The organism is Nocardia sp. NBC_01730 (assembly GCF_035920445.1).
In the GTDB taxonomy this organism is placed as follows: Bacteria; Actinomycetota; Actinomycetes; order Mycobacteriales; family Mycobacteriaceae; genus Nocardia.
On the sequence record NZ_CP109162.1, the window covers coordinates 5,531,337 to 5,556,520 of the forward strand.

At 67.2% G+C, this 25,184-nt stretch carries 25 protein-coding genes; 10 read left to right on the plus strand and 15 right to left on the minus strand.

Going from position 1 to position 25,184, the window contains the following annotated elements; translation table 11 throughout:
* The first annotated feature begins 30 nt into the window (after positions 1 to 30).
* Positions 31 to 792, plus strand: a complete 762-nt coding sequence (locus OHB12_RS22980; protein ID WP_327110652.1) for an alpha/beta fold hydrolase — start codon at positions 31 to 33, stop codon at positions 790 to 792.
* A gap of 278 nt (positions 793 to 1,070) precedes the next feature.
* On the opposite strand, the gene OHB12_RS22985 is transcribed toward OHB12_RS22980, so the two are convergent.
* The gene (locus OHB12_RS22985) at positions 1,071 to 1,796 is read right to left on the minus strand and encodes a MerR family transcriptional regulator (protein ID WP_327110653.1); all 726 of its coding nucleotides are present in this window, start codon (positions 1,794 to 1,796) and stop codon (positions 1,071 to 1,073) included.
* A 63-nt stretch (positions 1,797 to 1,859) separates the two neighbouring features.
* Here OHB12_RS22985 and OHB12_RS22990 point away from each other — a divergent pair, with 63 nt between their 5' ends.
* Positions 1,860 to 2,342: a DUF6194 family protein gene (locus OHB12_RS22990; RefSeq protein ID WP_327110654.1), complete on the plus strand. Its 483-nt coding sequence runs from the start codon at positions 1,860 to 1,862 to the stop codon at positions 2,340 to 2,342.
* Here the strand turns inward: OHB12_RS22990 and OHB12_RS22995 are convergent.
* Both OHB12_RS22995 and OHB12_RS23000 read right to left on the minus strand, forming a co-directional pair.
* A complete protein-coding gene (locus OHB12_RS22995) occupies positions 2,339 to 3,343 on the minus strand; it encodes a hypothetical protein (RefSeq protein WP_327110655.1) in 1,005 nt (334 codons plus the stop codon). The genes OHB12_RS22990 and OHB12_RS22995 overlap by 4 nt on opposite strands.
* A gap of 271 nt (positions 3,344 to 3,614) precedes the next feature.
* Positions 3,615 to 4,898 carry a cytochrome P450 gene (locus tag OHB12_RS23000; protein ID WP_327110656.1) on the minus strand — a complete coding sequence of 428 codons (1,284 nt, stop codon included), beginning with the start codon at positions 4,896 to 4,898 and terminating at the stop codon, positions 3,615 to 3,617.
* Positions 4,899 to 5,317: 419 nt separating this feature from the next.
* On the opposite strand from OHB12_RS23000, the gene OHB12_RS23005 reads away from it, so the two are divergent.
* Positions 5,318 to 5,563 carry a Smr/MutS family protein gene (locus OHB12_RS23005; RefSeq protein ID WP_327110657.1) on the plus strand — a complete coding sequence of 82 codons (246 nt, stop codon included), beginning with the start codon at positions 5,318 to 5,320 and terminating at the stop codon, positions 5,561 to 5,563.
* Between the two features lie 189 nt (positions 5,564 to 5,752).
* On the opposite strand, the gene OHB12_RS23010 is transcribed toward OHB12_RS23005, so the two are convergent.
* The 3 genes from OHB12_RS23010 to thiO are packed head-to-tail and all read right to left on the minus strand — an operon-like array spanning position 5,753 to position 7,810.
* Positions 5,753 to 6,529, minus strand: a complete 777-nt coding sequence (locus OHB12_RS23010) for a thiazole synthase (protein WP_327110658.1) — start codon at positions 6,527 to 6,529, stop codon at positions 5,753 to 5,755.
* Positions 6,522 to 6,740, minus strand: coding sequence for a sulfur carrier protein ThiS (gene thiS / locus OHB12_RS23015; protein ID WP_327110659.1), 219 nt, complete (start codon positions 6,738 to 6,740; stop codon positions 6,522 to 6,524). Before thiS ends, OHB12_RS23010 begins: the two co-directional genes overlap by 8 nt.
* Positions 6,737 to 7,810 carry a glycine oxidase ThiO gene (thiO, locus tag OHB12_RS23020; RefSeq protein WP_327110660.1) on the minus strand — a complete coding sequence of 358 codons (1,074 nt, stop codon included), beginning with the start codon at positions 7,808 to 7,810 and terminating at the stop codon, positions 6,737 to 6,739. Before thiO ends, thiS begins: the two co-directional genes overlap by 4 nt.
* A gap of 56 nt (positions 7,811 to 7,866) precedes the next feature.
* Here thiO and thiE point away from each other — a divergent pair, with 56 nt between their 5' ends.
* On the plus strand, positions 7,867 to 8,565 hold the full coding sequence (thiE, locus tag OHB12_RS23025; protein WP_327110661.1) for a thiamine phosphate synthase: 699 nt from the start codon (positions 7,867 to 7,869) through the stop codon (positions 8,563 to 8,565).
* Between the two features lie 78 nt (positions 8,566 to 8,643).
* Here the strand turns inward: thiE and OHB12_RS23030 are convergent, their stop codons facing one another.
* A complete protein-coding gene (locus OHB12_RS23030) occupies positions 8,644 to 9,339 on the minus strand; it encodes an NUDIX hydrolase (RefSeq protein WP_327110662.1) in 696 nt (231 codons plus the stop codon).
* A gap of 187 nt (positions 9,340 to 9,526) precedes the next feature.
* On the opposite strand from OHB12_RS23030, the gene OHB12_RS23035 reads away from it, so the two are divergent.
* A complete protein-coding gene (locus OHB12_RS23035) occupies positions 9,527 to 10,909 on the plus strand; it encodes a hypothetical protein (RefSeq protein ID WP_442800124.1) in 1,383 nt (460 codons plus the stop codon).
* On the plus strand, positions 10,906 to 11,889 hold the full coding sequence (locus OHB12_RS23040) for a glutamate ABC transporter substrate-binding protein (RefSeq protein ID WP_327110664.1): 984 nt from the start codon (positions 10,906 to 10,908) through the stop codon (positions 11,887 to 11,889). Before OHB12_RS23035 ends, OHB12_RS23040 begins: the two co-directional genes overlap by 4 nt.
* 44 nt (positions 11,890 to 11,933) lie before the next feature.
* Here the strand turns inward: OHB12_RS23040 and OHB12_RS23045 are convergent, their stop codons facing one another.
* A complete protein-coding gene (locus tag OHB12_RS23045) occupies positions 11,934 to 12,254 on the minus strand; it encodes a transposase (protein ID WP_327121350.1) in 321 nt (106 codons plus the stop codon).
* Positions 12,255 to 12,873: 619 nt separating this feature from the next.
* Here OHB12_RS23045 and OHB12_RS23050 point away from each other — a divergent pair.
* Entirely contained in the window at positions 12,874 to 15,198 is a 2,325-nt protein-coding gene (locus OHB12_RS23050) for a serine/threonine-protein kinase (RefSeq protein ID WP_327110665.1), read from the plus strand.
* Between the two features lie 27 nt (positions 15,199 to 15,225).
* Here the strand turns inward: OHB12_RS23050 and OHB12_RS23055 are convergent, their stop codons facing one another.
* Positions 15,226 to 16,437, minus strand: a complete 1,212-nt coding sequence (locus OHB12_RS23055) for an acetate kinase (RefSeq protein WP_327110666.1) — start codon at positions 16,435 to 16,437, stop codon at positions 15,226 to 15,228.
* Between the two features lie 108 nt (positions 16,438 to 16,545).
* Positions 16,546 to 18,618, minus strand: coding sequence for a phosphate acetyltransferase (gene pta / locus OHB12_RS23060; RefSeq protein WP_327110667.1), 2,073 nt, complete (start codon positions 18,616 to 18,618; stop codon positions 16,546 to 16,548).
* A gap of 187 nt (positions 18,619 to 18,805) precedes the next feature.
* Here pta and OHB12_RS23065 point away from each other — a divergent pair, with 187 nt between their 5' ends.
* On the plus strand, positions 18,806 to 19,312 hold the full coding sequence (locus OHB12_RS23065; protein ID WP_327110668.1) for a nitroreductase/quinone reductase family protein: 507 nt from the start codon (positions 18,806 to 18,808) through the stop codon (positions 19,310 to 19,312).
* 73 nt (positions 19,313 to 19,385) lie between these two features.
* Here the strand turns inward: OHB12_RS23065 and fgd are convergent, their stop codons facing one another.
* On the minus strand, positions 19,386 to 20,396 hold the full coding sequence (gene fgd / locus OHB12_RS23070; RefSeq protein WP_327110669.1) for a glucose-6-phosphate dehydrogenase (coenzyme-F420): 1,011 nt from the start codon (positions 20,394 to 20,396) through the stop codon (positions 19,386 to 19,388).
* A gap of 346 nt (positions 20,397 to 20,742) precedes the next feature.
* Here fgd and OHB12_RS23075 point away from each other — a divergent pair, with 346 nt between their 5' ends.
* The gene (locus tag OHB12_RS23075) at positions 20,743 to 21,501 is read left to right on the plus strand and encodes an HAD-IIA family hydrolase (protein ID WP_327121352.1); all 759 of its coding nucleotides are present in this window, start codon (positions 20,743 to 20,745) and stop codon (positions 21,499 to 21,501) included.
* Between the two features lie 31 nt (positions 21,502 to 21,532).
* On the opposite strand, the gene OHB12_RS23080 is transcribed toward OHB12_RS23075, so the two are convergent.
* Both OHB12_RS23080 and OHB12_RS23085 read right to left on the minus strand, forming a co-directional pair.
* Positions 21,533 to 21,976, minus strand: coding sequence for a MarR family winged helix-turn-helix transcriptional regulator (locus OHB12_RS23080; RefSeq protein ID WP_327110670.1), 444 nt, complete (start codon positions 21,974 to 21,976; stop codon positions 21,533 to 21,535).
* 67 nt (positions 21,977 to 22,043) lie between these two features.
* The gene (locus OHB12_RS23085; RefSeq protein ID WP_327110671.1) at positions 22,044 to 22,685 is read right to left on the minus strand and encodes a type 1 glutamine amidotransferase family protein; all 642 of its coding nucleotides are present in this window, start codon (positions 22,683 to 22,685) and stop codon (positions 22,044 to 22,046) included.
* A gap of 364 nt (positions 22,686 to 23,049) precedes the next feature.
* On the opposite strand from OHB12_RS23085, the gene OHB12_RS23090 reads away from it, so the two are divergent.
* A complete protein-coding gene (locus OHB12_RS23090; RefSeq protein WP_327110672.1) occupies positions 23,050 to 23,502 on the plus strand; it encodes an RpiB/LacA/LacB family sugar-phosphate isomerase in 453 nt (150 codons plus the stop codon).
* A 40-nt stretch (positions 23,503 to 23,542) separates the two neighbouring features.
* Here the strand turns inward: OHB12_RS23090 and OHB12_RS23095 are convergent, their stop codons facing one another.
* Positions 23,543 to 24,757 (minus strand): O-succinylhomoserine sulfhydrylase, encoded by a 1,215-nt coding sequence (locus OHB12_RS23095; RefSeq protein WP_327110673.1) that lies wholly within the window; start codon positions 24,755 to 24,757, stop codon positions 23,543 to 23,545.
* The gene (locus OHB12_RS23100) at positions 24,754 to 25,170 is read right to left on the minus strand and encodes a rhodanese-like domain-containing protein (RefSeq protein WP_327110674.1); all 417 of its coding nucleotides are present in this window, start codon (positions 25,168 to 25,170) and stop codon (positions 24,754 to 24,756) included. The genes OHB12_RS23095 and OHB12_RS23100 overlap by 4 nt, the downstream gene beginning before the upstream one ends.
* Between the last annotated feature and the right edge of the window lie 14 nt (positions 25,171 to 25,184).

Consider the following 25,184-nt stretch of genomic DNA (forward strand, 5'->3'; position numbering starts at 1 on the left):
ACGACATATATGTCGTGTAATGTATGTGTCATGACGAACGCATCGAAGAGCCCCACCCTTGTTTTCATCCCCTGCATGTCCGGTGCTCCGTGGGACATCAGCAGGTTCGACTCACTGAGCGAGCGTCCCGCTCGTCTACTGACGTTGCCAGAGGCCGTCGACGACATGGAGGTCTATGCCAACTTCGTCGCTGACGCGGTCGCCGACCTCGACGACTACGTTCTGATCGGAGACTCCTTCGGCGCTCAGATAGGGCTGGCGTCAGCGGTTCGGCAGCCGAATGGTTTGCGCGGGTTGGTGATGTCGGGGGGATTCGCGGCCAACCCGGTCACCTCCCCGTTCTGGAACACCGCGATGCGAACCATGGGCAAGATGCGCGGTGGCGCCTACCAGCACATCGTCCTGCGCGCTCACGCGCACCGCCTGGCCTCCCCGTTCGATGGTGAGGGCCAGGTTCCCTGGAACAAGGCCGAAAGCCGCCGCGTGTTCCGGGAGAACACCCCTGCGGAGTCCTATGGTGCCCGCATCACCGCGGCCCTGTCGGCTTACTACGTCGACAAACTCGACCAGGTCACGGTCCCGACCCTGATCCTGACCCCCGAACACGACGTCATCGTCGGTGAGGCCCCCGCCAAAGTGATGCTCGATGGGATTCCTGATGCGACCGAGGTCGTGCTGGCACGGACCGGTCACATGTTCCGCTTCTCCCACCCCGGCACCTACTCCGTCGCTGTGGCGAGATTCCTGACCGAGCGTGTCGATCACCAAGAGGCCGTCCACGCAGGACGCTGAAGAATTCCGACGCCTCGTCCTGGCGGCTCAGCGCGAGCGGTCCCGGCTCGGCCAGGACCCCCCGGCGTCACCACCGCAGGGCGAGGTACTGCGAGTCCTGCAAGACCCATCGCCCTGATCGGTTTCAGCGCCTGCGTGAGTCAGCGGTGACCGCGGCGCGGATCGCTGCCGCCGCGATTCGGTGAACACCCCGCTGAGACACCGGGCCCACCAGGGATACAGTGGTCGAGCTGATGTATGAGAGAAGATCGCCCGAGCAGGATTGACTCGAGGCTCGGTCACAGAGGCGAGTCAGCGGCCAGCGAGATCACGGCACTGAGCCCGGCGGCGGCCTCGAGCAGGGCGTGGGAGCGAGCCGCGATACTCGTGTCCCGCGCCGCCAGCGCGGCCGCGACGTCTTCGGATCGGTGTCCGCGCGGCAGGTTCGGCATCAGGGCCCGGAGCATGTCGATGCGGTATCCGGCGCTGCGTAGTTGGTGGACGATCCGAGCATCCCGAACTTGGGCCGGCGAGTACCGACGCGTTCCTCGAGGGGAGACGCGGTCAGGAACGACAAGCCCCTCGGCGTCCCAGTGCCGCAAGGCCGAGGGGCGCACTCCCAGTGCGGCCGCGACTTCGGACACGCTCATCGAGTCCGATGCGCGTACGTCCTCGATCGGCTCAGCGGAGATCGCCTCGGCCGCTGCCTTGGCGAGCTCGAGGTCCGTACGCTCGCGGTCGAGCCGGGCGTGTGCCGCGTCGAGGAGGGCAAGCACTTGCGAGGTCGGGCCCTGGTGTACAGCACGAATAATCCGCTTGGCCTCGACCGGACCGACACCGGACGCCAGCGCTCGGTAAGCCAGCGCGGAACACAGGTGAATCTCGCCGTACCTGCGGTAGCCCGCGGCTGTCCGCATCGCGGTCGGCAGCACCCCGTCGCGCTCGAGATTGCGTACCTGTTGCACCGAGTATCCGGCACGTCGCGCGATGTCGACCGTGCGTATGAGCGAGTTGAGGGTTGACACCCTGCCCTTCCTGGCAATGTGGCTCGAAGTCTCCACAAGCACCTTAATGAAACGCTGGAGAACATGACTATCGACGAGATCATCCGCTTCATAACGAACCTCGATGGAGTCCTGGCTCTCAAGCCTGGACCCGGCGACGGATCACCCGAGATCAGCTGGGGCGATACGTTCTTCTACTACTCACCGAATGGTGTCGCGCCGAAAGCGACTCAGCCCTTCGCGACGATCGTGACGAAGAATTACCCGGGCGACGAGAAGTCGCGCCTGGACCGCCCGGATGCGTTCAGGGTCAACTTCGCCGCCGGGAAGGAATCCTTCATCCAATGGACGGGCCACGCGCCGCGCGAAACAGCCATCGACATCGACCCCAGCGTGACCGATGCCGTGATCGCACACCCCGTCTACGGTTCCGTCGGCTGGCTGGCAGTGGTGAATCCGGGCCGGCGGGCCGATAAGGCAACCCTCGAACTGCTCCACAAGGCCTATGACCTCGCACGCTCGCGCTATGAGCGACGTGCGGGGGGCGACGAGCAGCTGACGCGTTAGTACGAGCCCAGTCCGGTTGCCTCGCTCCAGTTCGCGAGGTCGATGGCCTTGGTGAGCAGTGTGATGCGCTGGGATGAGACATCCCATGGGGTCCCGGTTGGTTCGAGGGTCAGCAGAACGATGATTTTCTCGTCGTGTTCGCCGACGGTGCCGGTTGTGTGCATTGCTCGCTTGCTGAGGTTGATCGCGGGTGCGCTGCGCGGGACTTCCTCGGTGAAGGTCCAGTTCTCACCGACGCCGTCGCGGCCGAGAACGACCGAGCTATCGGCGACGGCGTCGAGAGCTCCTGGCGGAATCGGCGGTTCCGGGTTCTCGGGTGCGCATACGTCGTCGGGCTCGGGCGCGTCACCGAAGCCGGACCAGCCCTGTTTGACACCGGTGGGCCTGGCGAGGGCGCGGGCTATGCCGAAGGATTGGTCGAATCCGTCCTGACCGCATTTCGTCGATTCGTGCAGATTGCTCATGATGAAGTCGCGGACGGCCGGGCTCGCAGTGTCGAGGATATAGCGATAGGTCGTCACTACGTCGGCGGCGCTGATCGCGGTGTAGCCCCACATCCCGCGGTCTGCGGGTGGCATGGTGTCGGTCAGGCCGAGTTTGGCGACCATCCGTTCGACGATCTTGTCCCACCCGTTCTCGATCCACAGGTAGCTGGCGGCGTCGTCGTCGCTGGAGCGCAGCATCGCCTGCAACCGGGCCGAATCCTCGGACGAGATAGTCTGCGGGTCATGTGATTCCAGGTAGTCGAGCGCGATGAGCAGTTTGACCACCGATGCGGCCCGGTACTGCTTGTGCGCGTCGAACTGCACGCTCGAGGCGCCCGTCGCGCGATCGAAGATCACGAAACTCGCCTCCACCCCGGTCGGCATCGCATCCGTGATCGGGTCGGCGAGAGCGGGAGCCGCGCCGACAGCCGTCAAGGCCGTTGCACCGGCGAACGCCATGGCGAGCCGGGGCGCTATGCGTCGGCGGGGATGTGCCGTCTCGGCGCGGAAAACCATATGCCCCTCTGGGAGTCGGAGGTGGATTGTGCACTGCGGAGATCCTGCTCATCGAGCAGTGCGATTAGAGCACACCGGACTCGTTGCGCCGCAATTCATCTCCGTAATTTCGGTGAATCCGCTGCTGGCGTACAGCGTGATCGGTCAGCCACCGACCCGAACGCGCCGATGGTCGGTGTGGAGATCAAGGTCGAACCCGGCAACAGCATCGAACCGCCCCGGCGAGTTCGTCAAAGTCGCCAGGGCGGTTCAAAGGGCGCTGTTCGCAGTGCTATTGCCGTTCGGTCAGCGTCGCGATGACCGGATACTTGGTGTTGAGGGTCAGTGCGGAAACCGGGGTGGGGTCCGGGTTCTCGATGGTCAGCTCGAACCGGCGCATAATGGTCGAGAGTGCGAGCTGCATCTCCATCATCGCGAACGCGTTGCCGATGCACAGGTGTCCGCCCGCACCGAAGGGCAGGTATACGTTCCGGTCACGGGCGGCGACCGCGTCGGCGGTGAAACGGTCCGGGTCGAAGGTGTCCGGCTGGTCCCAACACTCGGGGTTCCGATGTGCGTGGTAATAGCTGAACATCACCGTAGTGCCTGCCGGGATGCGGTAGCCCCCGATCTCGTCGTCCTCGTCGGCGCGACGTTGTCCCATCCATGCCGGCGGTTTGAGCCGCAACACCTCCTCCATCACCTGCTTACTGAACGGCAGCGCGGGCAGGTCGGTCATGGTGGCGTGCCCGCCGGGCAGTGCGGTGTCGACGTCATCACGCAGCCGCTGACGCACCTCCGGATGCAATTCCAGCTGCAGAATGGCGGACGTCAGGGCCGAGGAGCTGGTCTCGTGACCGGCGAAGAGCATGGTGACGACCTCGTCGCGCAGCTCCCTGTCGTTGAGATTCTCGTTGGTATCAGCGTCCGTGGCGGCCATGAGCATGGCCAGCAAGCCGCTGCTGTCGGTGTCGCGCAACTTGTTGATCACCGTGTAGACGATGGCATCCATATCGTCGATCGCCCGCCAGAAGCGGCGATGACTCGGCGTCGGAAACTTCAAGGGGACCAACGGCATCCGCACGAACTTTCCCAATTCGGCATTCAACCGCTGCGTCGCGTTGGAAAAGCCGGTGACCTCCGGACCTTGGGGATCCAATCCGAACAGCGCCCGCACCACGATCCGCAAGGTGAGATGGCTCATCTGCTCGCCGACATTGATCGTCCGGCCGGCTCGCGCATGTTCGGCCCATTTGTCACACATGGAGTCGATCTCGGCCACCATGATCTCGCTGAGCGCATCGATCTTCTTGTGGTGAAAGGCGGGCTGGACGAGGCGCCGGTTACGTCGCCACTGGTTGTGGTCGGCAATGGACGCCAGCCCACGCCCTATGAATGGTTCGATGATGTCGTACATCTGGGTCTCGCGGGTGAAGTTCGCCATGCGTTCCTGCAAGATGTACTTGATGTGGTGCGGATGGGTGATCCCGACCATGCTCCCGTTGACCAACTGGAACTGAAACACGTTGCCGTGCTGAGTCATAGAGTCCGAGAGGAACGAAATCGGGTCGGTCACGAAGCGCTTGGTATTACGGAGGCGGCCTGTGACTACCGGGGGCAGCCCGGTGACAGCGGCGGAATTGGAGGACACAACAGCAAGTAAAACCGACTGTGTCGATACATGCCGCATTTTGGGGGCAAATGTAACCGAAGGCGGACTCCCGCAACGGCTTACCCAGCGTCAGAGGCACGTAAACCGAGCCGAACACGGCCACGCCGCTGGAGCAGCGCCGAGTGTGGTCGCGAGATCGGTGACCGCCGACTTGACCTACCGAGATGACCCCGCTCGTCGGCCGACTCGCGGTGGTGAATCCAGCCCGGCGGACCATCGATCAACCGGCTTGCCACCATCGGCGGAGTGGGCGATCCCTTGGCGGTGGCCGAGGCTGCACCTACGCTGGCTGAACGCTTACCCAACGTGGAAGGGGTCGATCTGTGCTCAGTTTGGATCTGCATCCAATCTTTCGGAGCAACCGCGACATCGATGTCGCCATGCGGCAGTTCCTCATCAGGGCCGCCCAGTCCGGGACACCCGTCGCCGAAATCATCCCAGGTAAGGGCTCAGGGCAGCTCCAAGGCCGCGTCCTGGCTTTCCTCGACCAGAAGCACATCAAGAAGCTGTACACGCGCAGGGAGCCCGACCCGAACAACTCCGGCCGTGTCCTCGTGTACTTCACGTAGGCGTTGGTGTTCGTTCGAGAACATCAGGCCCGCCACCACGTCCACGCGGCGTGCATAGTCCCCGGTGACGCCAGCGGATGTCCGCGCTTGCCGTACGAACGCCGCTACCTCGAGCTGTAATCCCGGGACCTTCCTGCGGTCATCGATCCCGGTCGGCTGCCCGCTGATTGCCCGAGCAGTCCGTACCTGTCAGAGCGCGGGAGACGATGCCTGAGCCCAGAACCGCTTGGGGATACGTCCTGCGTGCCGGGCCAGGTATCCGGCGCGCACCGCGTCCGCCATGGCGGCGGCCATCAGCTCGGGTCGACGGGCCCTGGTCACCGCGGTCGCCAGCAGCACGGCGGAGCAGCCGAGCTCCATGGCGAGGGCGGCGTCGCTCGCGGTGCCGATGCCCGCGTCCAGAATGACCGGGACCTTCGCTTCGGCGACGATCATCTCGATGTTGTGCGGGTTGCCGATGCCGAGGCCGGTACCGATCGGCGAACCGAGCGGCATCACCGCTACACAGCCCGCGTCCTCCAGGCGGCGAGCCAGGATCGGATCATCGGTGGTGTAGGGCAGAACGACGAAACCGTCATCGACGAGTTGCTCTGCGGCGGTGACCAATTCGATCGGGTCGGGCAGCAGGGTGCGCTCGTCGGCGACCACCTCCAACTTCACCCAGTTGGTGTCCAGCGCCTCGCGGGCAAGCTGTGCGGTAAGCACCGCTTCGGCCGCCGTGCGACAGCCCGCCGTGTTCGGCAGCGGCGCGATCCGCAGGCGTTTCAGCAGGTCGAGCACGCCGGTGCCGCCCGCGGCATCGATCCGCCGCATGGCGACGGTGGTCAGCTCAGTACCCGAGGCGATCAGCGCCTCCTCGAGCACGGCGAGACTCTCCGCGCCGCCGGTGCCCATAATCAGGCGGGAGCCGAACTCGCGGTCCGCGATCCGCAGCGGGGCATCGGCGACACCGGATTTCTCAGCCACCCTGGACCGCCGTCAGCACCTCGATCTGCCAGCCGCGGCCGACCGGTTCGTCCCACCGCGACTTCGGGAACACTGCGCCGTCCACCGCGAGCGCGACACCCTGGGATGGCAAGTCGAGGCGCGCCAAAAGCTCTCGTACGGTGAGCGGTTCGGCGAACTCGTGGTCGTCGCCGTTCACCGTGACACCGATGGGGACAGATGACAGCGTCATCGAATTCCTCCTACAGTCGTCGAAAAGCGTTGCGGGTCAGCGACTTCCGCTTCGGGCAGCGTTGCCCCGCCGAGCAGGCTCAGCACCGCGTCCACGGTGAGCGGCATGGTCAGCATGCCGTTGCGGCCGTGCCCGGTGGCCGCGACGATCCGGTCGGTGAGCCTGCCGATCAGCGGCAGGTTGTCCGGGCTGCCGGGCCGGGAGCCCGCGCCCACCTCGGCCAGCTCGTATTCGCCGATGCCGGGGAACACCGCCTCCGCGTCGGCCATCAGATCGCGCACGCCCGCGACGGTGACCGCGGTGTCGAAACCCGCCTCGTACTGCGTGGCGCCGACGACGAGCCCGTCGGCGCGCGGAACCAGGTATACCGCCCTGCCGTGCACCCTGGCCCGAATCACCCGCTGCGGCGCGGGAGCGACGCCCGGGCGGTGGCGCAGACGCAAGATCTCGCCCTTCACCGGACGCACCGGCAGCTCGGGCCACAATCTGGCCGAGGCTGCGCCCGCGGCGAGCACGATCTGGTCGTGCGGAAGGTGCGCCAGCGAATCGACGGACTCGTCGCGAACCAGCACGCCCGCCGCGTCGGCCGCCTGATGCAGGGCCGTCACCAGCCCACGGTTGTCGACGGCGGGTTCGGTGGGCGCGAGCAGGGCGGCGCGCACCGTGCGCGCCAGGGATGGTTCCAGCGCCCTAACTTCCGCGCGATCCAGCATCCGCAGCTCGTGGCCGCGACCACCGACCCAGTCGGCCACGGTGCGCAGGTCGGCGGCATCGGCCGCGTCCAGCGCGACGGTCATGGTCTCGTCGGCGACGAAGACCGAGACCCCGGTCGCGGCGTCCAGCCGGGCGGCGAATTCGGGCCAGCGCGCCAGCGAGGCGGCACCGAACTCCAGCACCCGCTCCTCCCCCGGCCAGCCCTCGGACAGCGGTGCGAGCATCCCCCCTGCGACCCAGGAGGCTCCGGCGCCGAGGGCGGGATCCAACAGGGTGACCGACCAACCCGCCTCCGCGGCCCGCCAGGCCACGGCGAGTCCGATGGCGCCGCCACCGACGACGGCCAAAGTCCGCATCCGATCCACCTGCCTCCTATTCGCTTCCCCACGGTAGCGCGGCTACGGTCGAAGGCGTGCAACCCTCCCACCCGTATCGACCCGCATCGCCCCGGGAGCGTCTGGCAAACGCGCGGCTGTATCTCTGCACCGACGCCAGAAGGGAGCGGGGCGATCTGGCCAAATTCGCCGAGGCGGCGCTCGCAGGCGGAGTCGACATCATCCAGCTCAGGGATAAGGGATCGCCCGGCGAGGCGAAGTTCGGTCCGTTGGAAGCCAGGGCCGAGCTCGGTGCGCTCGCCGAATTGAAGGCGGCCGCGCGCAGGCACCGCGCGCTGGTGGCGGTCAACGATCGCGCCGACCTCGCGCTGGCCGCGAGCGCCGACGTATTGCATCTCGGGCAGGGCGATCTCCCGCCCTGGTACGCGCGCCGGATTCTCGGACCGGACGTGGCGATCGGGCGGTCCACCCACAACCGCGCCCAGGCGGGACTCGCCGCGATCGATGAACACATCGATTACTTCTGCACCGGGCCGGTGTGGGCTACGCCGACCAAGCCGGGCAGGCAGGCGGCCGGACTCGAGCTGGTGCGTTCGACCGGCGACGCCCATCCGACCAGGCCGTGGTTCGCGATCGGCGGGATCGACGCGGAGAACCTCCCGCAATTGCTGGCGGCGGGAGCGACACGGATCGTCGTGGTGCGGGCGATCACCGAGGCGCCTGATCCGGAGGCCGCGGCGCGCGAACTGAAGGCGGCACTGCTCGCGAACACGTAAACCTCGCGAACGCGTAAACCGCGAACGCGTAAACATGTGCGAACGCGGAGACATATGTGAACGCGGAGACACTGCGTATCAGGAAAGCAGCTGACTGCGCGTGAGCGAGAGCACGGTGTCCAGCGCGGTGTTCCCGTCCGTTGTCGGCTCGGCGGCCGGCGACTGGTCCGCCGTAGGCACGATCCTGGCGTAGTCACCTGGTCCGTCCGGATCGGAATGCAGCCAGATGAAGCCCTGGCCGGCTAGATCGAGTGTGCGCGGAAGCACGGCAGCCACCGCACCGTCGTCCTCGATCTCCGCGAGGCGCACCCAGGCAGGCGCGGCGCGCAGAGTAGGCCAGGCGACGGCGAACCCGGGATGCAGCGCACGGACGTGCACCTCCTCCTCGGGGACCCAGGCCAGCTCGGTGCTCTCCCGGTTGCGGCTGGTCGGCAAGGTCATGAGGGCGTCGGCGACCACCGTGGTGTAGGTCCAGCCGCTCGAGGCCGACGCGGTCACCCGCTCGCCGCGCACCCGGACGTCGGCGGGATCGATGCCCGCCTCCTCCCATGCCTCGCGGACCGCGGCATGCACGGTGGTCTCGTGGCTGTCGCGGGCTCCGCCGGGCAACGCCCAGGTGCCGCCCTGATGACTCCACGGCGCGCGGTGCTGCAGCAGCACCGCCGAACCCCCACCGGCGAGCGGAGCGCGCAACAGAAGACCGGCCGCACCGAAGCGGCCCCAGTGCCGCAATCCGTCCGGACCATGTGACCAACCGTCACCGTCACCACGCATCTCGTACCTATCCTCATCCAGCTACGACAGTGCTTCACCCTCCGCATTGCTCCCAATCGGGGGTGTTTCACACGCCGCGGCGGGCGTATGACCACAATAAACTCCGCACCAACACGCACGGAGCGATCAAATGTCCGATCGGCCGTTCGAGAAATCCGCGCACGCGGCCCAGACTGGGGAGGTGGACATGACTCGCACCGAGCAGACGACAGCCGAACTCCGGCCTTCGTCCGCTGCCGAGCCTGGCGATCGGGACAATCCGAGCGGGCTGCGGGTCGCGTTCATGCGCGAGCACCTCGACCCGGCCAACCTGCGGTCCTTCGCCAGATCGTCACCGGGACGACTGATCGCGGTCGGCCTTCTGCTCATCGCACTGTGCCTGGCCGCGGGCTCGGTGACCGCGGCGACGGTCAGCGACCGCCAGCAGGGCCTTCACGTGCTGCTCTACGACACCGAACCGGACGCGTACTCCGCGCACCGGCTCTACACCTCGTTGTCCATCGCCGACGCCGCGGCCAGTACCGCTTTCATCGCGGGCGGACTGGAGCCGCAGGCGGTGCGCGACCGCTACACCCAGGCCATGGGCGAGGCAGCGGCGGAGCTGGTGACCCAATCGGACCGCGGCGTCGGCCCGGACGCGGCGGCCGACCCGGATGCCAGGCTGCGTACCGGCATAATCACCGGCCTTCCGGTGTACTCGGGTCTGGTGGAGACGGCACGGACGAATAATCGCAGCGGATATCCGGTCGGGGCCGCGTATCTGAGCGAGGCATCGAACCAGATGCAGACGACGCTGCTGCCCATGGCCGAGGAGCTGCAGAACCACCGCTCGGCAGCGGTGACCGACGCGCAGCGCAACCACGTGCGCCCGCCGTGGCCTGCGATCGTGCTGCTGATCCTCACGCTCGGGGCGCTGGTCTGGGTGCAGCGGGATCTTGCGCGGCGCTGGCGGCGGGTGGTCAATCCCGGACTCCTGCTCGCATCCGTCGGGATGCTGATTCTGCTGGCGTGGACGGTGATCGCGGGTTCGGTGTCGGCGACGTCGATGATCCGTGCCCGAGACGATGGCGCGGTGCCCTCCTCGCGGCTGACCGAGAGCCGGATTCTGGCGCAGCAGGCGCGTGCGGCGGAAACGCTGAAGCTGGTGCGCAGGGACGCCACCGGCGACTACGACCGCACCTACGACGTGGACATCGAGCGGCTGGCCGACCTGCTCGGCGGCTACCCCGGCTCCGCGCCCGCGGCCGCCGAGGTGCGCAATGCGGTTCCGGCGCTCGCTCGTTGGCGGGTCGCGCATCAGCACATGAACGATGCGCTGGCCCGCGGCGACTTCAACAGCGCGGCCTCCGTCGCGACCGGCGCGGGCTCCGAGGACGCCACCGCGCAGGTGAGCGCTCTTGACCACTCGCTGGAGCAGGGCATCACCGAGACGCGGGACACCTTGCGCGGCAAGATCGCCCAAGCGGCCCGCGTGCTGGACTTCCTCGGGGCGGGTGCGATGGTGCTTGGCATTCTGGCGGCAGGCTATGTCGGACTCGGCATTTGGCCCCGGCTTCGGGAGTACCGATGAGATCCGCGCGCGGCACCCTTATGGTCGTCCTCGTCGTGACGGCGCTGACGAGCGGCTGCGCGAGCGACTCCAGCGCGCCGCTGCCGACCAAGACACCCGAGTACACCGCTCCCCCGCTGCCCGCCAAAGCGATTCCGGTGCTGACGGATTCGCCGGTGCCGCCGCCTCAGAAAACGCCGCAGTGCGGGGACGCGACCGCCAGTCTGCGCCCCACCGGAGCAGGCGGCGCCGCGCGTGGACCGGTGATCGATGCGATTCGGGCGCGCGGCAGGCTGCTCGTCGGGTTGGACACCGGAAGCAATCTGTTCAGCTACCGCGACCCGGTCTCCGGCGCCGTCGTCGGTTTCGACGCCGACATCGCCAGGGAGGTCGCCCGCGACCTGCTCGGCAGCCCGGACCTGATCGAATTCCGTAGCCTCGGCTCGGCCGAACGTGAGACCGCGCTGCAGAACCACACCGTCGACCTGGTCGCCAAGACCATGACGATCAACTGTGAGCGGCGCGAGAAGGTCTCCTTCTCCACCGTCTACCTTCAGGCCAATCAGCGTGTGCTCGCGATGAAGAACTCCGGGATCCACGGTCTCGCCGACCTGGCGGGCCGACGGGTCTGCATCGTGCCCGGCACCACTTCGCTGGACCACGTCCGTCGCGAACAGCCCACCGCGACCATACTCACCGTGCCCACCTGGGCCGACTGTCTGGTGGTTCTGCAGCAGCGCCAGGTCGACGCGGTGAGCACCGATGACGCCATCCTCGCCGGGCTTGCCTCCCAGGACCCGTACACCGAGTTGGTCGGCAACAGCATCAGCGTCGAGCCGTACGGCATCGGAATCCCCAAGGGCTCCGACGATCTCGTCCGCTTCGTCAACGGCACGCTGGACCGCATCCGCAGCGACGGCACCTGGAGCCGGATCTACCAGCAGTACCTCACCGTGCTCGGCCCCGTCCCCGCCCCTCCCCCACCCACCTATCAAGACTGACGAGCATTAACGCTTCCCCTGTTTGAAGGCGGGGGATTGCTCGCTCAGACCGCAACCGAACCAGCCGCCCGAAGGAGGTGATCCGATTGTCTTACGTCGTCGGCACGAGTGTGGCCGCGCTCTGCCACAGCCAGAATCACGCTGGCGGCGTTCCGGTCCCTGCCATCGGTATACCCGCAGCCGTGGCACCGGAAAATTCTCTCCGCGAGCCCGAGTCGCTGCTTGGCTCTCGCGAAGCAACTCGAACACGTCATTGTCGTGTGGGCGGGCTGCACCAACACCACCTTCCGGCCAGCCCGCGTGCCACGGCCGATCAATTCCCGCTTCGCCGCGTCGATCGCCGCGTCAGCGGCCTTTCGCGCCATCGTGGACTTCGCCAGAAACTTCGGTTCGAAGTCCTCCACCGCTATCTGTTGCGCGACTTGCGACCCCTCCCGCAACCACGCGCTCCGCGAGCGGGCATCGGTCAGGAGCTTGCTCAATGTACCGAACGTCGGTGCTCTCCCCGATTTCTGCTGATTGACGGCCTCATTCCACAAAAACCGGCAGCGATGCCACTCCGCCAGCAAAGCACACTCCGCAGCACGGCCCGGCCGCAGCCGATAGCTGTACCGCACCACCTCATCCACACCCCACAACCTAGCCGCCACCACCGACACCAAAAGGAGGAAAGCGCTTCCTCTCCCTCGTGAACGAGGAAGAATCCGCGCTGAACATCTAATGAACACCCGGCCCGACCCCGATTCCGACGCGGACGAAACCGCGGCCGGAGGGCCGGGTTCTCCTGAACTGTCCGGAGCGGGGACAGCGGGCGGGTACACCGGATTGCTCGGCAGGTATCAGAATGCGGGTTCGGTCGGTCCGCCCGTGCATGGCGAGTCAGAGGGTGACCAGGGAGCTGAGGAAGCGCGTTCCAGTTCTACCCAAGTTGGTTCGGGTTCTGCCGAAGCGGAGTCGGGTGCGGGAGACGCCGATCAGGACCCCGTGAAAACACAAGCGTCCCAGGCCGAGGCAACCGCCGCCGCCGAACGAGGCGGGCAGAGCACCGAGATGGCGCGCGACGCGCCGAGGACCGCGCCGCCGAGCACGGCAATGGGCACCGTCGCGGCAGGCAATATCGGTGCACGGCGTACGGATTCGGAGCCGAACTCGGCGGCAACGGCGCGCACCTCGGGGCGCAACGTGCGGACCGCGCGGTCACATCCGGCGGTGCGACGGCTCGGCGCGGGGCTCGTGCAGATTCCGACGGTGACGCCCGCCGATCCGCGCGACGCCGTGCTCGCCGATCCCATGGTGTCCGAGGGCAAGCGATTCTGCTGGCGGTGCGGCGATCCGGTCGGCAGGGCGACGGCAACCCGGCCAACGACGACGGCGGGCGTGTGCCGAACGTGCGAGGCGCCCTATGATTTCCGGCCCTCGCTGCACGCGGGCGATATGGTGTCGGGACAGTACGAGGTCCAGGGCTGTCTGGCCCACGGCGGAATCGGCTGGGTCTACCTCGCGATCGACCGCAACGTCAGCGACCGCTGGGTGGTGCTCAAGGGCCTACTGCACGCCGGCGATGCCGAAGCCCAGGCGGTGGCGGTGGCCGAGCGCCAATTTCTCGCCGAGGTGGCGCATCCCAGCATCGTCAAGATCTACAATTTCGTCGAGCACCCCGGCCCCGACGGCGCGCCCGTCGGCTACATCGTCATGGAGTACGTGGGCGGCCGCTCGCTGCGCGACATTCTGGACACCTACCCGCGCCCGCAGCGCATGCCGGTCACCGAGGCGATCGCCTACCTGCTGGAGATCCTGCCCGCGCTGGAATACCTGCACTCGACGGGTCTGACCTACAACGACCTGAAGCCGGACAACGTCATGGTCACCGAGGACCAGGTGAAGCTGATCGACCTCGGCGCCGTCACCACCATCGAGGCGTACGGAAACCTCTACGGCACCAGGGGATTCCAGGCGCCCGAGATCGCGAGGACCGGTCCCACCGTGGCCTCGGACATCTACACCGTCGGCCGCACACTCGCGGTGCTCACCCTGAACATGCCGATGAAGCATGGGCGCTACCTCGATGGGTTACCGGATGTCGCCGACGAGCCGGTATTGGCGCGCTTCGAGTTCTTCCATCGCCTGCTGCTCTGCGCCACCGACCCGGACCCGGACCGCCGTTTTCCCTCGGCCAAGGCGATGTCCGCCCAGATGTGGGGCGTGCTGCGCGAAATCCTTGCGTTGGAAAACGATACCGAGCACCCGCGGTTGTCGACTGTCTTCAGTCCGCCGCGCGGCAGCTTCGGCACCGAGGAGTTGATCGGCCAGACCGACGCCTACGCAGACGGTCGCGCCCGCAGCACCGAGCTCGATGCCCGCGAAGTGGTCGCGGCGCTGCCTATTCCGCTGCTCGACCCGGCCGAGCCGTCCACATCCATGCTCGCCGCTACGGTGCATCCCGAACCCGCACAGGCCCTCGATGCGCTGCGGGACGCGCGTGTGCGCGCCGAGGCCGATCCCGAGATTGCTGTGCAGGCATCGGATCCGGAGTTCACCTTGGCCGAGGCGCGGATACGGATCGACCTGCGCGAATCGTCCGCCGTGCTACATCTGCTCGCTCCCCTGCCCGACAGCGACTGGCGGGTCAGCTGGTATCGCGGCCTCGCCGAATTGCTCGACCGGGAATACGAGCGGGCTTTCGCGACCTTCGATGACGTCCTTCGGATACTGCCTGGCGAGATCGCCCCGAAGCTGGCACTCGCCGCCACCGCCGAACTCATCCTCCAGCACTGGGATTCGCCGGACCCCGAACAGTGGCGCTCCTACGCGCAGAAGTCCTACGAGACCGTTTGGCGCACCGACCGCGCCGTGGTGAGCGCCGCCTTCGGGCTGGCCAGGCAGCTGGCCGCGGTGAACCGGGTTACCGATGCCGTGCAGGCGCTAGACGAAGTGCCCGCCGCGTCACGGCATTTCACCACGGCGCGGATGACCGCCGTTCTGCTCATGCTCACCGCCGAACCGGTGGCCGAACTCGACGAGGCGACCCTGCACATCGCGGCGTCGCGGGTGCTCAGCCTGCCGGTAGCCGAGGGTCGTGCGGTGCAGATGCGGGTACTCGTCCGCGGTACCGCTTTGGCCTGGCTGCAGGCGGGCAATACGCCGAATCGCCCGGACGCGACCCTGTTCGATGTTCCCTTCACCGAACGCGAACTGCGGGCAGGCATCGAAACCGGTCTCCGGTCCCTTGCCCGCGGGGCGACGGACCGCAACCACCGCTACGCGCTGGTCGATCTGGCCAACTGGATCCGCGCGAAAACCTGGCTCTAGCATCGGGATCGGCGCGGCGCACCTGCCTCAGACGGTCTCGGCGACCACGCGATGCGCGGCCCTGGCGATCGCCAACTCCTCGTTGGTGGGCACCACCAGCACCGCGACCGGTGCGCCGGGTGGCGAAATATGCCGGGCACCGCGGTCTTTCGCCATATTCGCGGCCGGATCCACCTCGATGCCGAATACGGAGAGGTCGGCGAGGGCATCAGCGCGCACCTGCGGGCTGTTCTCGCCGACACCTGCGGTGAAGATGATCGCGTCGACACCGCCGAGCTCCACCAGGTACGCGCCGAGGTAGCGCCGCAACCGGTGGATGTACACGTCATAGGCGAGCCTGGCGGTCCCGTCTCCGCTGTCGATGAGGCGCTGCAGCTCGCGGAAATCGTTCACGCCGGACAGACCCTTGATACCGGAGTCCCGGTTGAGCAGGGCATCGATCTGGTCGATGTCCAGGTGCGCGGAGCGAACCAGATGCGGCACTATCCCCGGATCGAGGTCGCCTGACCTGGTGCCCATCACCAGTCCCTCGAGCGGGGTGAGGCCCATGCTTGTATCGATCGGGCGCCCGCCGCGGATGGCGGAGGCGGATGCGCCATTGCCCAGGTGGAAGACGATCTGGTTCAGTTCGGCGAGGTCACGCCCGAGCAGCGCGGCAGCCCGACCGGACACGTACTCGTGCGACGTGCCGTGGAATCCATACTTCCTGATACCGTGTGCCGCAGCAATTTTGGCATCGATCGCATAGGTCTTCGCGGCGTCGGGCAGGCTGTGGAAGAAGGCGGTGTCGAACACGGCGACCTGCGGCACGCCCGGCAACAGCTCGCGCGCGCTCTCGATGCCGGCCACGTTGGCCGGGTTGTGCAGCGGCGCGAGTACGGACAACTCGGAGATCGTGGCGACCACGGAGTCGTCGATCAGCGTCGGCCGGTAGAACACCTCGCCGCCGTGCACGACCCGGTGGCCGACCGCGTGCACGCCCTCCCGCACCAGATCGCGTCCCGTCGCGGAGAACATGTCGAAGACCAGGAGCAACCCCGCGGTGTGGTCGGCGATCAGCCCGCGTCGCACGGTGGTCTCGCCGTCGGCGTGATGCTCGATCCCCCCGTTGTCCTCGCCGATCCGCTCGACCGTCCCGGAAGCGGCCACCACGCTCGACTCCGGGTCCAGAAGCTGGTATTTAATCGACGACGAGCCGGAATTGATCACCAGCACCATGCCTTCGGCAGCCCTGCTCATCACACCTCCAGTATCTTGCGGGACACCCGCACCGTGCGGGTTTCCCGCACTCGCTCAGCAACCACCACCACGTGCGCGATTGTTCCGAGGCAGACAGTGCCGCCCACCTCAGTTGTCCTGCGCCTGGATGGCAGTGATCGCCACGGTGTTGACAATGTCGGCGACCAGCGCACCGCGAGACAGGTCGTTGACGGGTTTGCGCAGACCCTGCAACACCGGGCCGATCGCGACCGCACCGGCGCTGCGCTGCACCGCCTTGTAGGTGTTGTTGCCGGTATTGAGGTCGGGAAACACGAACACCGTGGCATGCCCGGCGACCTCGGAACCCGGCAGCTTGGTGTCGGCGACGGTCGGCTCGATCGCCGCGTCGTACTGGATAGGGCCCTCCACCAGCAGTTCCGGCGCCCGCTCGCGCACCAGCTCGGTCGCGACACGCACCTTGTCCACGTCTGCGCCGCTCCCCGACTCCCCGGTGGAGTAGGACAGCATCGCCACCCGCGGTTCGATGCCGAACCGGGCAGCGGTCGCCGCGGAGGAGATGGCGATGTCCGCCAACTGCTGTGAGGTGGGATCCGGGACGACTGCGCAGTCGCCGTAGGCGAGCACCCGGTCGGCCAGGCACATGAGGAACACGCTGGAGACGGTGGAGACGCCGGGCACCGTCTTGATGATTTCGAGCGACGGCCGGATGGTGTGCGCGGTGGTGTGCGCGGCGCCGGAGACCATTCCGTCGGCGATCCCCTTGTAGACCATCATGGTGCCGAAATACGAGATGTCGGTCATGGTTTCGCGGGCCTGCTCCAGCGTGACGCCCTTGTGCTTGCGCAACTCGGCGTACTCGGCCGCGAAATCGTCGAGGTGGTCGGAACCGCGCGGGTCGAGCACCTGCGCGGCGGAGATGTCGACGCCGAGTTCGGCGGCGCGGGCGCGCACGGCCGTCTCATCGCCGAGGATGACCAGGTCGGCGATCTTGCGCTGCAACACCCGGCCCGCCGCGCGCAGGATGCGGTCGTCGTCGCCCTCGGGCAGGACGATCCGTTCGAGGTCGGCCCGCGCGCGCTCGATGAGCTGGTATTCGAACATCTGCGGTGTGACCACCGACATGAGCGGAACCTCGACGCGCCGCAACAACTCCGCAGCGTCGACGTGCTCTTCCATCAGGGCGAGCGCGGTGTCCACTTTGCTCGGGCTGCCCGCGGACATGCGGCCGCGGGTGCGGTAGGCGGCGCCCGCGGTGTCGTAGGTGCCCAGTTCGGTAGTGAGGATCGGCAGCTTCGGTTTGAGGCCGGTCATCAGCCGCGCCACCGCAGGGTGCGGCAGCATGCCGCCGTTCATGATGATGCCCGACAGCGAGGGAAAGCCTTCCGCCTCATGGGCGTTCACCACGCTGAGCAGCACGTCCGACCGGTCGCCCGGCGCGATCACCACGACGCCCTCGACAAGGCGCTCCAGGATGTGTTCGGCCGTCATGCCGCCGACCATGATCTTCAGCGCCTCGCGCTGCAGCAATTCCGGGTCGCCGCTGTACATTTCGCCGTCGATGGCCGAGCACAGCTCGGCCATGGTCGGGGCGATCAGCAACGGGACCTCAGGCAGCGTCCAGGAGGGGACATCGAAGCCACGCAGCGCCGAACGCACCTCGTCCAGTTGCTTCGGGTCGCAGCGGTTGGCGATGATGGCGACCAGCTGCGCGTGCTCATGCGACAACTCGGTGGCGCACAGTTCTGCCAGGTGCTTCACCTCGTCCGGCGTGCGGCCCGCGCCGCGCACCACCAGCAACACCGGCGCGCCCAGGTTGACCGCGATCCTGGCGTTGAAGCGCAACTCGCTGGGGCTGGCCACATCGGTGTAATCGCTGCCGACCACCACCACCGCGTCACATGCCTTCGAGACCTGATAGAAGCGCAGGACGATCTCGCTGATCGCCGCGTCCGGGTCGGCGTGCACCTGTTCATAGGTCGTGCCGATGGCCTGTGCGTAGTCGATGTCCGCCGTGCTGTGCTCGAGCAGCAGCTCCAGGATGTAATCGGGCTCGGCGGTCGAGCGCGTAATCGGCCGGAAAACCCCGACCCGCGCGGTCGTCGCGCACAACATCTGGAGTACCCCGAGAGCCACCGTCGACTTTCCGGTGTCGCCCTCCGGCGAGGCGATGTACACGGCTGATGGAGCATTGTCGGCCATGCCCGAGAGCTTAGTGAACGAGCGGCAATCGGACCCGGCCGCGAGAGCGTGCTCACCGGTAGCGATCACTCGGTGCGTCGACTCTGTGCCGGAGACCAGCACCGACCGCCGGTACGAAGAGAGGGTCTGCTCGAGCGGTCCCGCCGACTCTCCGTCGCGGGTGCAGAAGGCCCGCTATAGTCCGGGCATGGCTGAGCAGTTTCCAGATCGGCAGTGGGGTTCGCGCACGAATGTATTGGCCCGCGCGGCAAATAGATTCGCGTCAACGAAGCCCGGCTCCTGGTTCATCCGCCTCGTCACTCCGCTGGACCGGGCCGTCCTGGAACGCACCCACGCCAAGTACACCTTGCTCGGCCCGATCGGCGCACCGGTCATCCTGCTCACCACCGTCGGTCGCAAGTCCGGGCAGCCCCGCACCCAGCCACTGCTGTACGTGCACGACGGCGACACGCTCTACGTGATCGGCAGCAATTTCGGCCAGGGACACCACCCCGGGTGGACCGCCAACCTCCTGGCGAATCCCACGGCCACGGTCGCCATCGCGGGCGAACGCATCGACGTCACTGCCACCCTGGTCGAGGGTCCGGACAAGGAAGCCATCTTCACCCGCTTCGTCGACATCGCAGGCGCCTACGCCGTCTACCGCTCCCGCACCGCCCGCGACCTCCGCATCTTCGCCCTCCGCCGGGCATAACCGCCCGACGAGTGGCACCTGGCTCTGGCATCGCCCGAGAAGACCTCTCCGGGGTGTGCCACTCGTCGGGTGGTTAGGCGAGTGCGCGCAGGCGGGGGGCGAGGTCGCGCTGGAAGAGGTCGAGGAAGCGGCGCTGGTCGTGACCGGGGGCGTGGAAGACCAGGTGGTTGAGGCCGGCGTCGAGGTAGGGCTTGATTTGTTCGACGGCCTGGTCGGGGTCGCTTGCGACGATCCAGCGCTTGGCGATCTGTTCGATCGGCAGCGCGTCGGCGGCGGCTTCCATCTCGATCGGGTCGGTGATGCTGTGCTTCTGCTCCGCGGACAGGGAGAGCGGGGCCCAGAAGCGGGTGTTCTCCAGGGCAAGTTCTGGATCGGTGTCGTAGGAGATCTTGATCTCGATCATCCGGTCGATGTCATCGATGGTGCGGTCGACCTTCCCCGCGCCCTCGGCGACCGCGGGCATCAGCTTCTCGGTGTAGAGGTCCATGCCCTTGCCCGAGGTGCAGATGAAGCCGTCGCCCGCGCGTCCCGCGTACCGAGCGACCAGCGGGCCGCCCGCCGCGATGTAGATCGGGATGCCACCCTTCGGCACGTCGTAGATGGAGGCGCCGACGGTGCGGTAGTACTCGCCGTCGAAGTCGACGCGATCGCCGGTCCACAGCGCACGCATCAGATCGACCGACTCGCGCAAACGGGCGAAGCGCTCCTTGAACTCCGGCCATTCGCCGGTGTATCCGGTGGCGATCTCGTTGAGCGCCTCACCGGTGCCGACCCCGAGCATGATCCGATCCGGGTACAGGCAACCCATGGTGGCGAAGGCCTGCGCGATCACCGCCGGGTTGTAGCGGAAGGTGGGGGTGAGCACCGAGGTGCCGAGCTGGATGCGCTGGGTGCGCTCGCCGACCGCGGCCATCCAGGCCAACGAGAACGGCGCATGCCCGCCCTTGTGCCGCCACGGCTGGAAGTGGTCGCTCACCGTGGCGCTGTCCAGGCCGTGTTCCTCGGCCAGCACCGCGATCTCGACGAGTTCACGGGGGCCGAACTGCTCCGCCGATGCCTTGTAACCGAGCTTGAGTCCGCTCATATGCCACGCTCCTCGCGTTTCGTTTCGCCGCCGTCGCGATCCGTCTTCGACACTAGCCAACTCCTTTGTGCCGGGTGCCGATGGCCTGGCGCGGATGATCGAGATCGCCGCGGCCGTCCTACTCGCCTCGACGGCCCCGAGCCGAAGGGCGCCGGGTCCGACCAGCTCAACGCACGCTGGGCAAGCGGGCAGGCGCCGAGTCCGACGCATGCGCCGGATTCGAGGCAGGGCGCGGCGGTCGGGTTTCCGACCTGTGCTCGTTGTTCCGACCGGGTCGCGGAGCGGATAGCGGATAATCGACTCTGTGAGCGCAGATGACGAACCGATCCTGTCCTACCTGACCGATATGGACGGGGTGCTGGTGCACGAGGACCATCTGGTGCCCGGCGCCGACGAGTTCCTCGCCGAGCTGCGTGCCAACGAGACGCCGTTCCTGGTGTTGACCAACAATTCGATCCGCACGCCGAGGGACATGCAGGCACGGCTGCGCCACTCCGGCCTCGACATCCCGGAGGAGGCGATCTGGACCTCCGCGCTGGCCACCGCCACCTTTCTGAACGAGCAGCGCCCCAACGGAACCGCCTACGTGGTGGGTGAATCCGGGCTGACCACCGCGCTACACGAGATCGGCTACGTGCTCACCGACAGCGCTCCGGACTACGTGGTCCTCGGCGAAACCCGGACCTACTCCTTCGAGGCGATCACCACGGCGATCCGGCTGGTCGAACGCGGCGCCCGCTTCATCGCGACCAACCCGGACCCCACCGGCCCTTCCCGTGAGGGCTCACTGCCCGCGACCGGTTCGGTGGCCGCGCTGATCACCCGCGCCACCGGTCGCGACCCGTATTACGTCGGCAAGCCGAACCCTCTGATGATGCGTTCCGCGCTTCGCCGCATCGGCGCCCACTCCCAGTCCACCGTGATGATCGGCGACCGCATGGACACCGACGTCATCTCCGGCCTGGAAGCCGGCATGCGTACCATCCTGGTCACCACAGGCATCTCCACCCGCGCGTCCTTCGAGGCGTACCCCTACCGGCCGACCATGGTGCTGGATTCCGTCGCCGACCTCGTCGGCCGAACCAAGTCCCCGTTCGCCACCTGATTCGGATCGGTACGAGGGCGCGAAGCAGGCCCTAGTCCTCCGTGATCGCGTCCAGCGCGGCGGAGAGCTTCGCGAGCACTTCGACGGTCAGCGCGAGCTGTTCCGGACCGAGTTCGGCCGCAAGACGTTTCGACATCACCGCGTGTTGCGGGTCGATGCGGTGGACGGTGGCCAGACCTGCCTCGGTAGCGGCGACAAGTTTCGCGCGGCGGTGGGCAGGGTTGGGACGGTATTCGGCAAGTCCCTTGTCCACCAACAGGTCCGCGATACGCTGCACGCTCTGGCGCGTGATGCCCATCTCGCGTGCGATACCCGCGACCGACAGCGGTGTGCGCAGTACCGCGCCAAGCACCTGCCACCAGGCCGCGGTCAGACCCGCAGGTCGGGCCAGTTCCTCAGCGACCGCAAGGAATTGGCCATTCACACGGAACGACGTGATCGCCGCCGTGCTGAACAGCTCCTGCTCACCGGTCATGATTCACCTCCCGCTGCGTGCCGCACGGCGATCCGGCCGATCAACCGGATCGCCGTGCGATTCTTCCTCATCCGACCTGCGCCGCCCGCTGCGCCTCGTACTCCGCGAGCACCGCGTAGCCTGCCGGATCGGCATGCGCGAACAGTCGATACCAGCCGTCGAGAACGTGCGGTTCGTATATGCCGAGCCTTCCGAGCACCTCGCGCGCGAACTCGAACGGCGCGCTCGCGCTGGCCGTGATCACGTCACCGTCGGTGACGGCGGGCTCGCTCACATAGTGATCACCGCCCGAATAGCCGCTGTAGAGCAGGTATTCCGCGACGTTGCTCGTGTGTCTGCGGGTATCGAGCAGACCTTCCTTGGCCAGGCCGAAGGTGGCGCCACAGATGGCGGCGACCGGAACACCCGCCGCTACGAGTTCACGCGCCTTGCGCGCGAACGGCACCAGCTCCTCGCCCTCCCAGGTCTCCGCACCGGGCAGGATCAGCATCGCGCTGTCGGCGGGCGCGAGGTCGGCGAGCACGACGTCCGGCACGATGCGCATCCCACCCATCGTCGTGATCGGCTCCGCGGTCAGGCCGACCGTCGTGACCTGCCACGTCCCCGGCTCCCGATGCCAGCTCGACTTGTTGATGTGCGCAGTGGCCGCCCCGACCTCCCAGTCGGCCAGGGTGTCGTAAACGGCCAGGTGAACTGTCTTGGTTCGCATGACAGCATGTTGGCATATTTGACAGCATGCTGTCAATGTCGCGACTGCCTCCGAGCGCTGCCGTGGCCGAGCCCGCAGACGCGCTCCCGAGGCACATCCAGCCAGACACCCCACCACGCAGACTCGCCGGCAAAGGTGACCACTCTTGCACTCGGACATCCAGGGCAGACACCGCGCACCTGGTTGCGCAGGCCGCTCCCGAGCGCTCGGCCGCAGCGAGCCAGTCGGACACCGCCCGCTCGGTTGCCAGAGCAGAGCCCGGGCGCTACGCAACCAGCCGGCGCCCACCGACGGCACAACCTATGCGCGCCGATTCGCTCAGGAAGGCCGCCCACCTGGCGAGAAGGCCCACTACGCTGGGAGCATGCGGATTTCGGTGGCGGCGGACGAGCGGGTAGGAGTGGCCGAGGAATTGGTCGGCGAGTTGCACAGGCGCGGACACGAAACCGTACTGCACGGCGCACTGTCCGACGCGGAACGCGACGACTGGGCCTGGGCGAGCGAAGCGGCCGCACGCGACGTCGCGGCACGCCGCACCCACCAGGCCGTCATCTGCTGCTGGACCGGCACCGGCGCCTCGATGGCCGCCAACAAGGTCGCGGGCATCCGCGCGGCACTCTGCACCGATGCCGCGACCGCGGCAGGCGCCCGCACCTGGAACGACGCGAACGTCCTCGCTCTGAGCCTGCGTTCGACCTCCAGCGCCGAACTCCGCGAAATCCTCGACGCCTGGTTCAGCACCGAACCGAGCAATACCCCCGAGGACCAGGCAAACATCGCCCATCTCACCAAGATCGAGCACACCGCCAACGTCTGACCCCGCCAGGAGCCGGCCGGCGAGACGAGGTGCGTGCGGGTCAGCCCAGGGCTTGGTCGAGATCGCCGAGGAGGTCTTCGACGTCTTCGAGCCCTACCGAGATGCGGACGACACCGTCGGAGAGGCCGATGGTGGCTCGACCCTCGGGACCCATCGCGCGGTGGGTTGTGGTGGCGGGATGGGTGATCAGGGATTTGGCGTCGCCGAGGTTGTTGGAGATGTCCACGATCCGCAACCGGTTCAGCACCTCGAAAGCGCGCTTCTTCGCCTCGTTCTCAGGTGCCTTCAGCTCGAAGGTGACCACGGTGCCGCCCGCACTCATCTGAGTGGTGGCCAGAGCGTGCTGCGGATGCGATTCCAGGAACGGGTACCGCACCCAGCTGACGGCCGTGTTGTCCGCCAGGAAGCGGGCGATCCGCAGCGCCGACTCCGCCGAATGGCGCACCCGCAGCGGCATCGTCTCCAGCCCCTTGAGCAGCGTCCACGCATTGAACGGGCTCAGCGCCGGACCGGTATGACGCATCAGCATTTTCACCGGACCGTCGATGTAGTCCGCGGCACCGAGAATGGCACCGCCGAGCACCCGCCCCTGCCCGTCGATGTGCTTGGTGCCGGAGTAGACCACCACGTCGGCACCCAGTTCGAAACCGCGTTGCAGCAGTGGTGTGGCGAAGACGTTGTCCAGCACCACTTTCGCGCCCGCCGCATGCGCCAGCTCGGTCACCCGGCGCACATCGACCAGCGTCTGCATCGGGTTGGCGGGCGTCTCGAAGAACACCGCCTGGGTGGGCACCGACAGCGCCTGTTCCCACTGGTCCAGATCCTCGCCGTCGACGAAGACGGTCTCCACGCCCCAGCGCGGCAGGATCTCGTTGCACACCACGAAGCAGGAGCCGAACAGACTGCGCGCGGCGACGAGTCGATCGCCTGCGCCGAGCAGCGCACCGAGAGCGGTGAACACCGCGGACATTCCGCTCGCGGTCGCGAAACACGCTTCGGCGCCGTCGATCAGCCGCATCCGCTCCTCGAACATGGCGACGGTCGGGTTGCCGTAACGGGAGTAGACGAAATGCTCGACGTCGCCGGTGAAGGCAGCCTCGGCGGCCTCGGCGCTCTCGTAGACGAAGCCAGAGGTCAGGTAGAGCGCCTCGGCGGTTTCCTCGAAACCTGAGCGCCGCAGTCCACCCCGCACACCGAGCGTCGCGGGACCGACACCCTCCGGCAGCGGCCGGTCGATCGCACCACCGGTGATCACGACTGCCGCCAGGGTAGTCCGAGCGCACGCCAGCCGGAGCCGCCGCGATGCCCGAATTCGTCGAGGGGACCTTCGAAGCCTTCGAGCACGTTGTAGGAAGTGTGGTAGCCCGCGGTGGTCGCGGCGACAGCCGCGCCGATCGAACGCTGCCCGGAACGACACAGGAACACGACCGGGGCGTCCGGGGCGTGGTCCACCAGGGCCTGCTTCAGCTGCTCGACAAACGCTTTGTTGCGCGCGCCGGTGGAGTCGACCCACTCGATCAGCACGGTCGGCCGATCGATCGAGCTCGTATCGGGGACACCGACAAATTTCCATTCGGCTTCCGTCCGCACGTCGACCAAGACGGCTTCGGGTTGGTCCCGCAACACTTCCCACGCCTGCTGGGGTGTGATGTCACCGGCATAACTCATGTGCACCTCCTGCG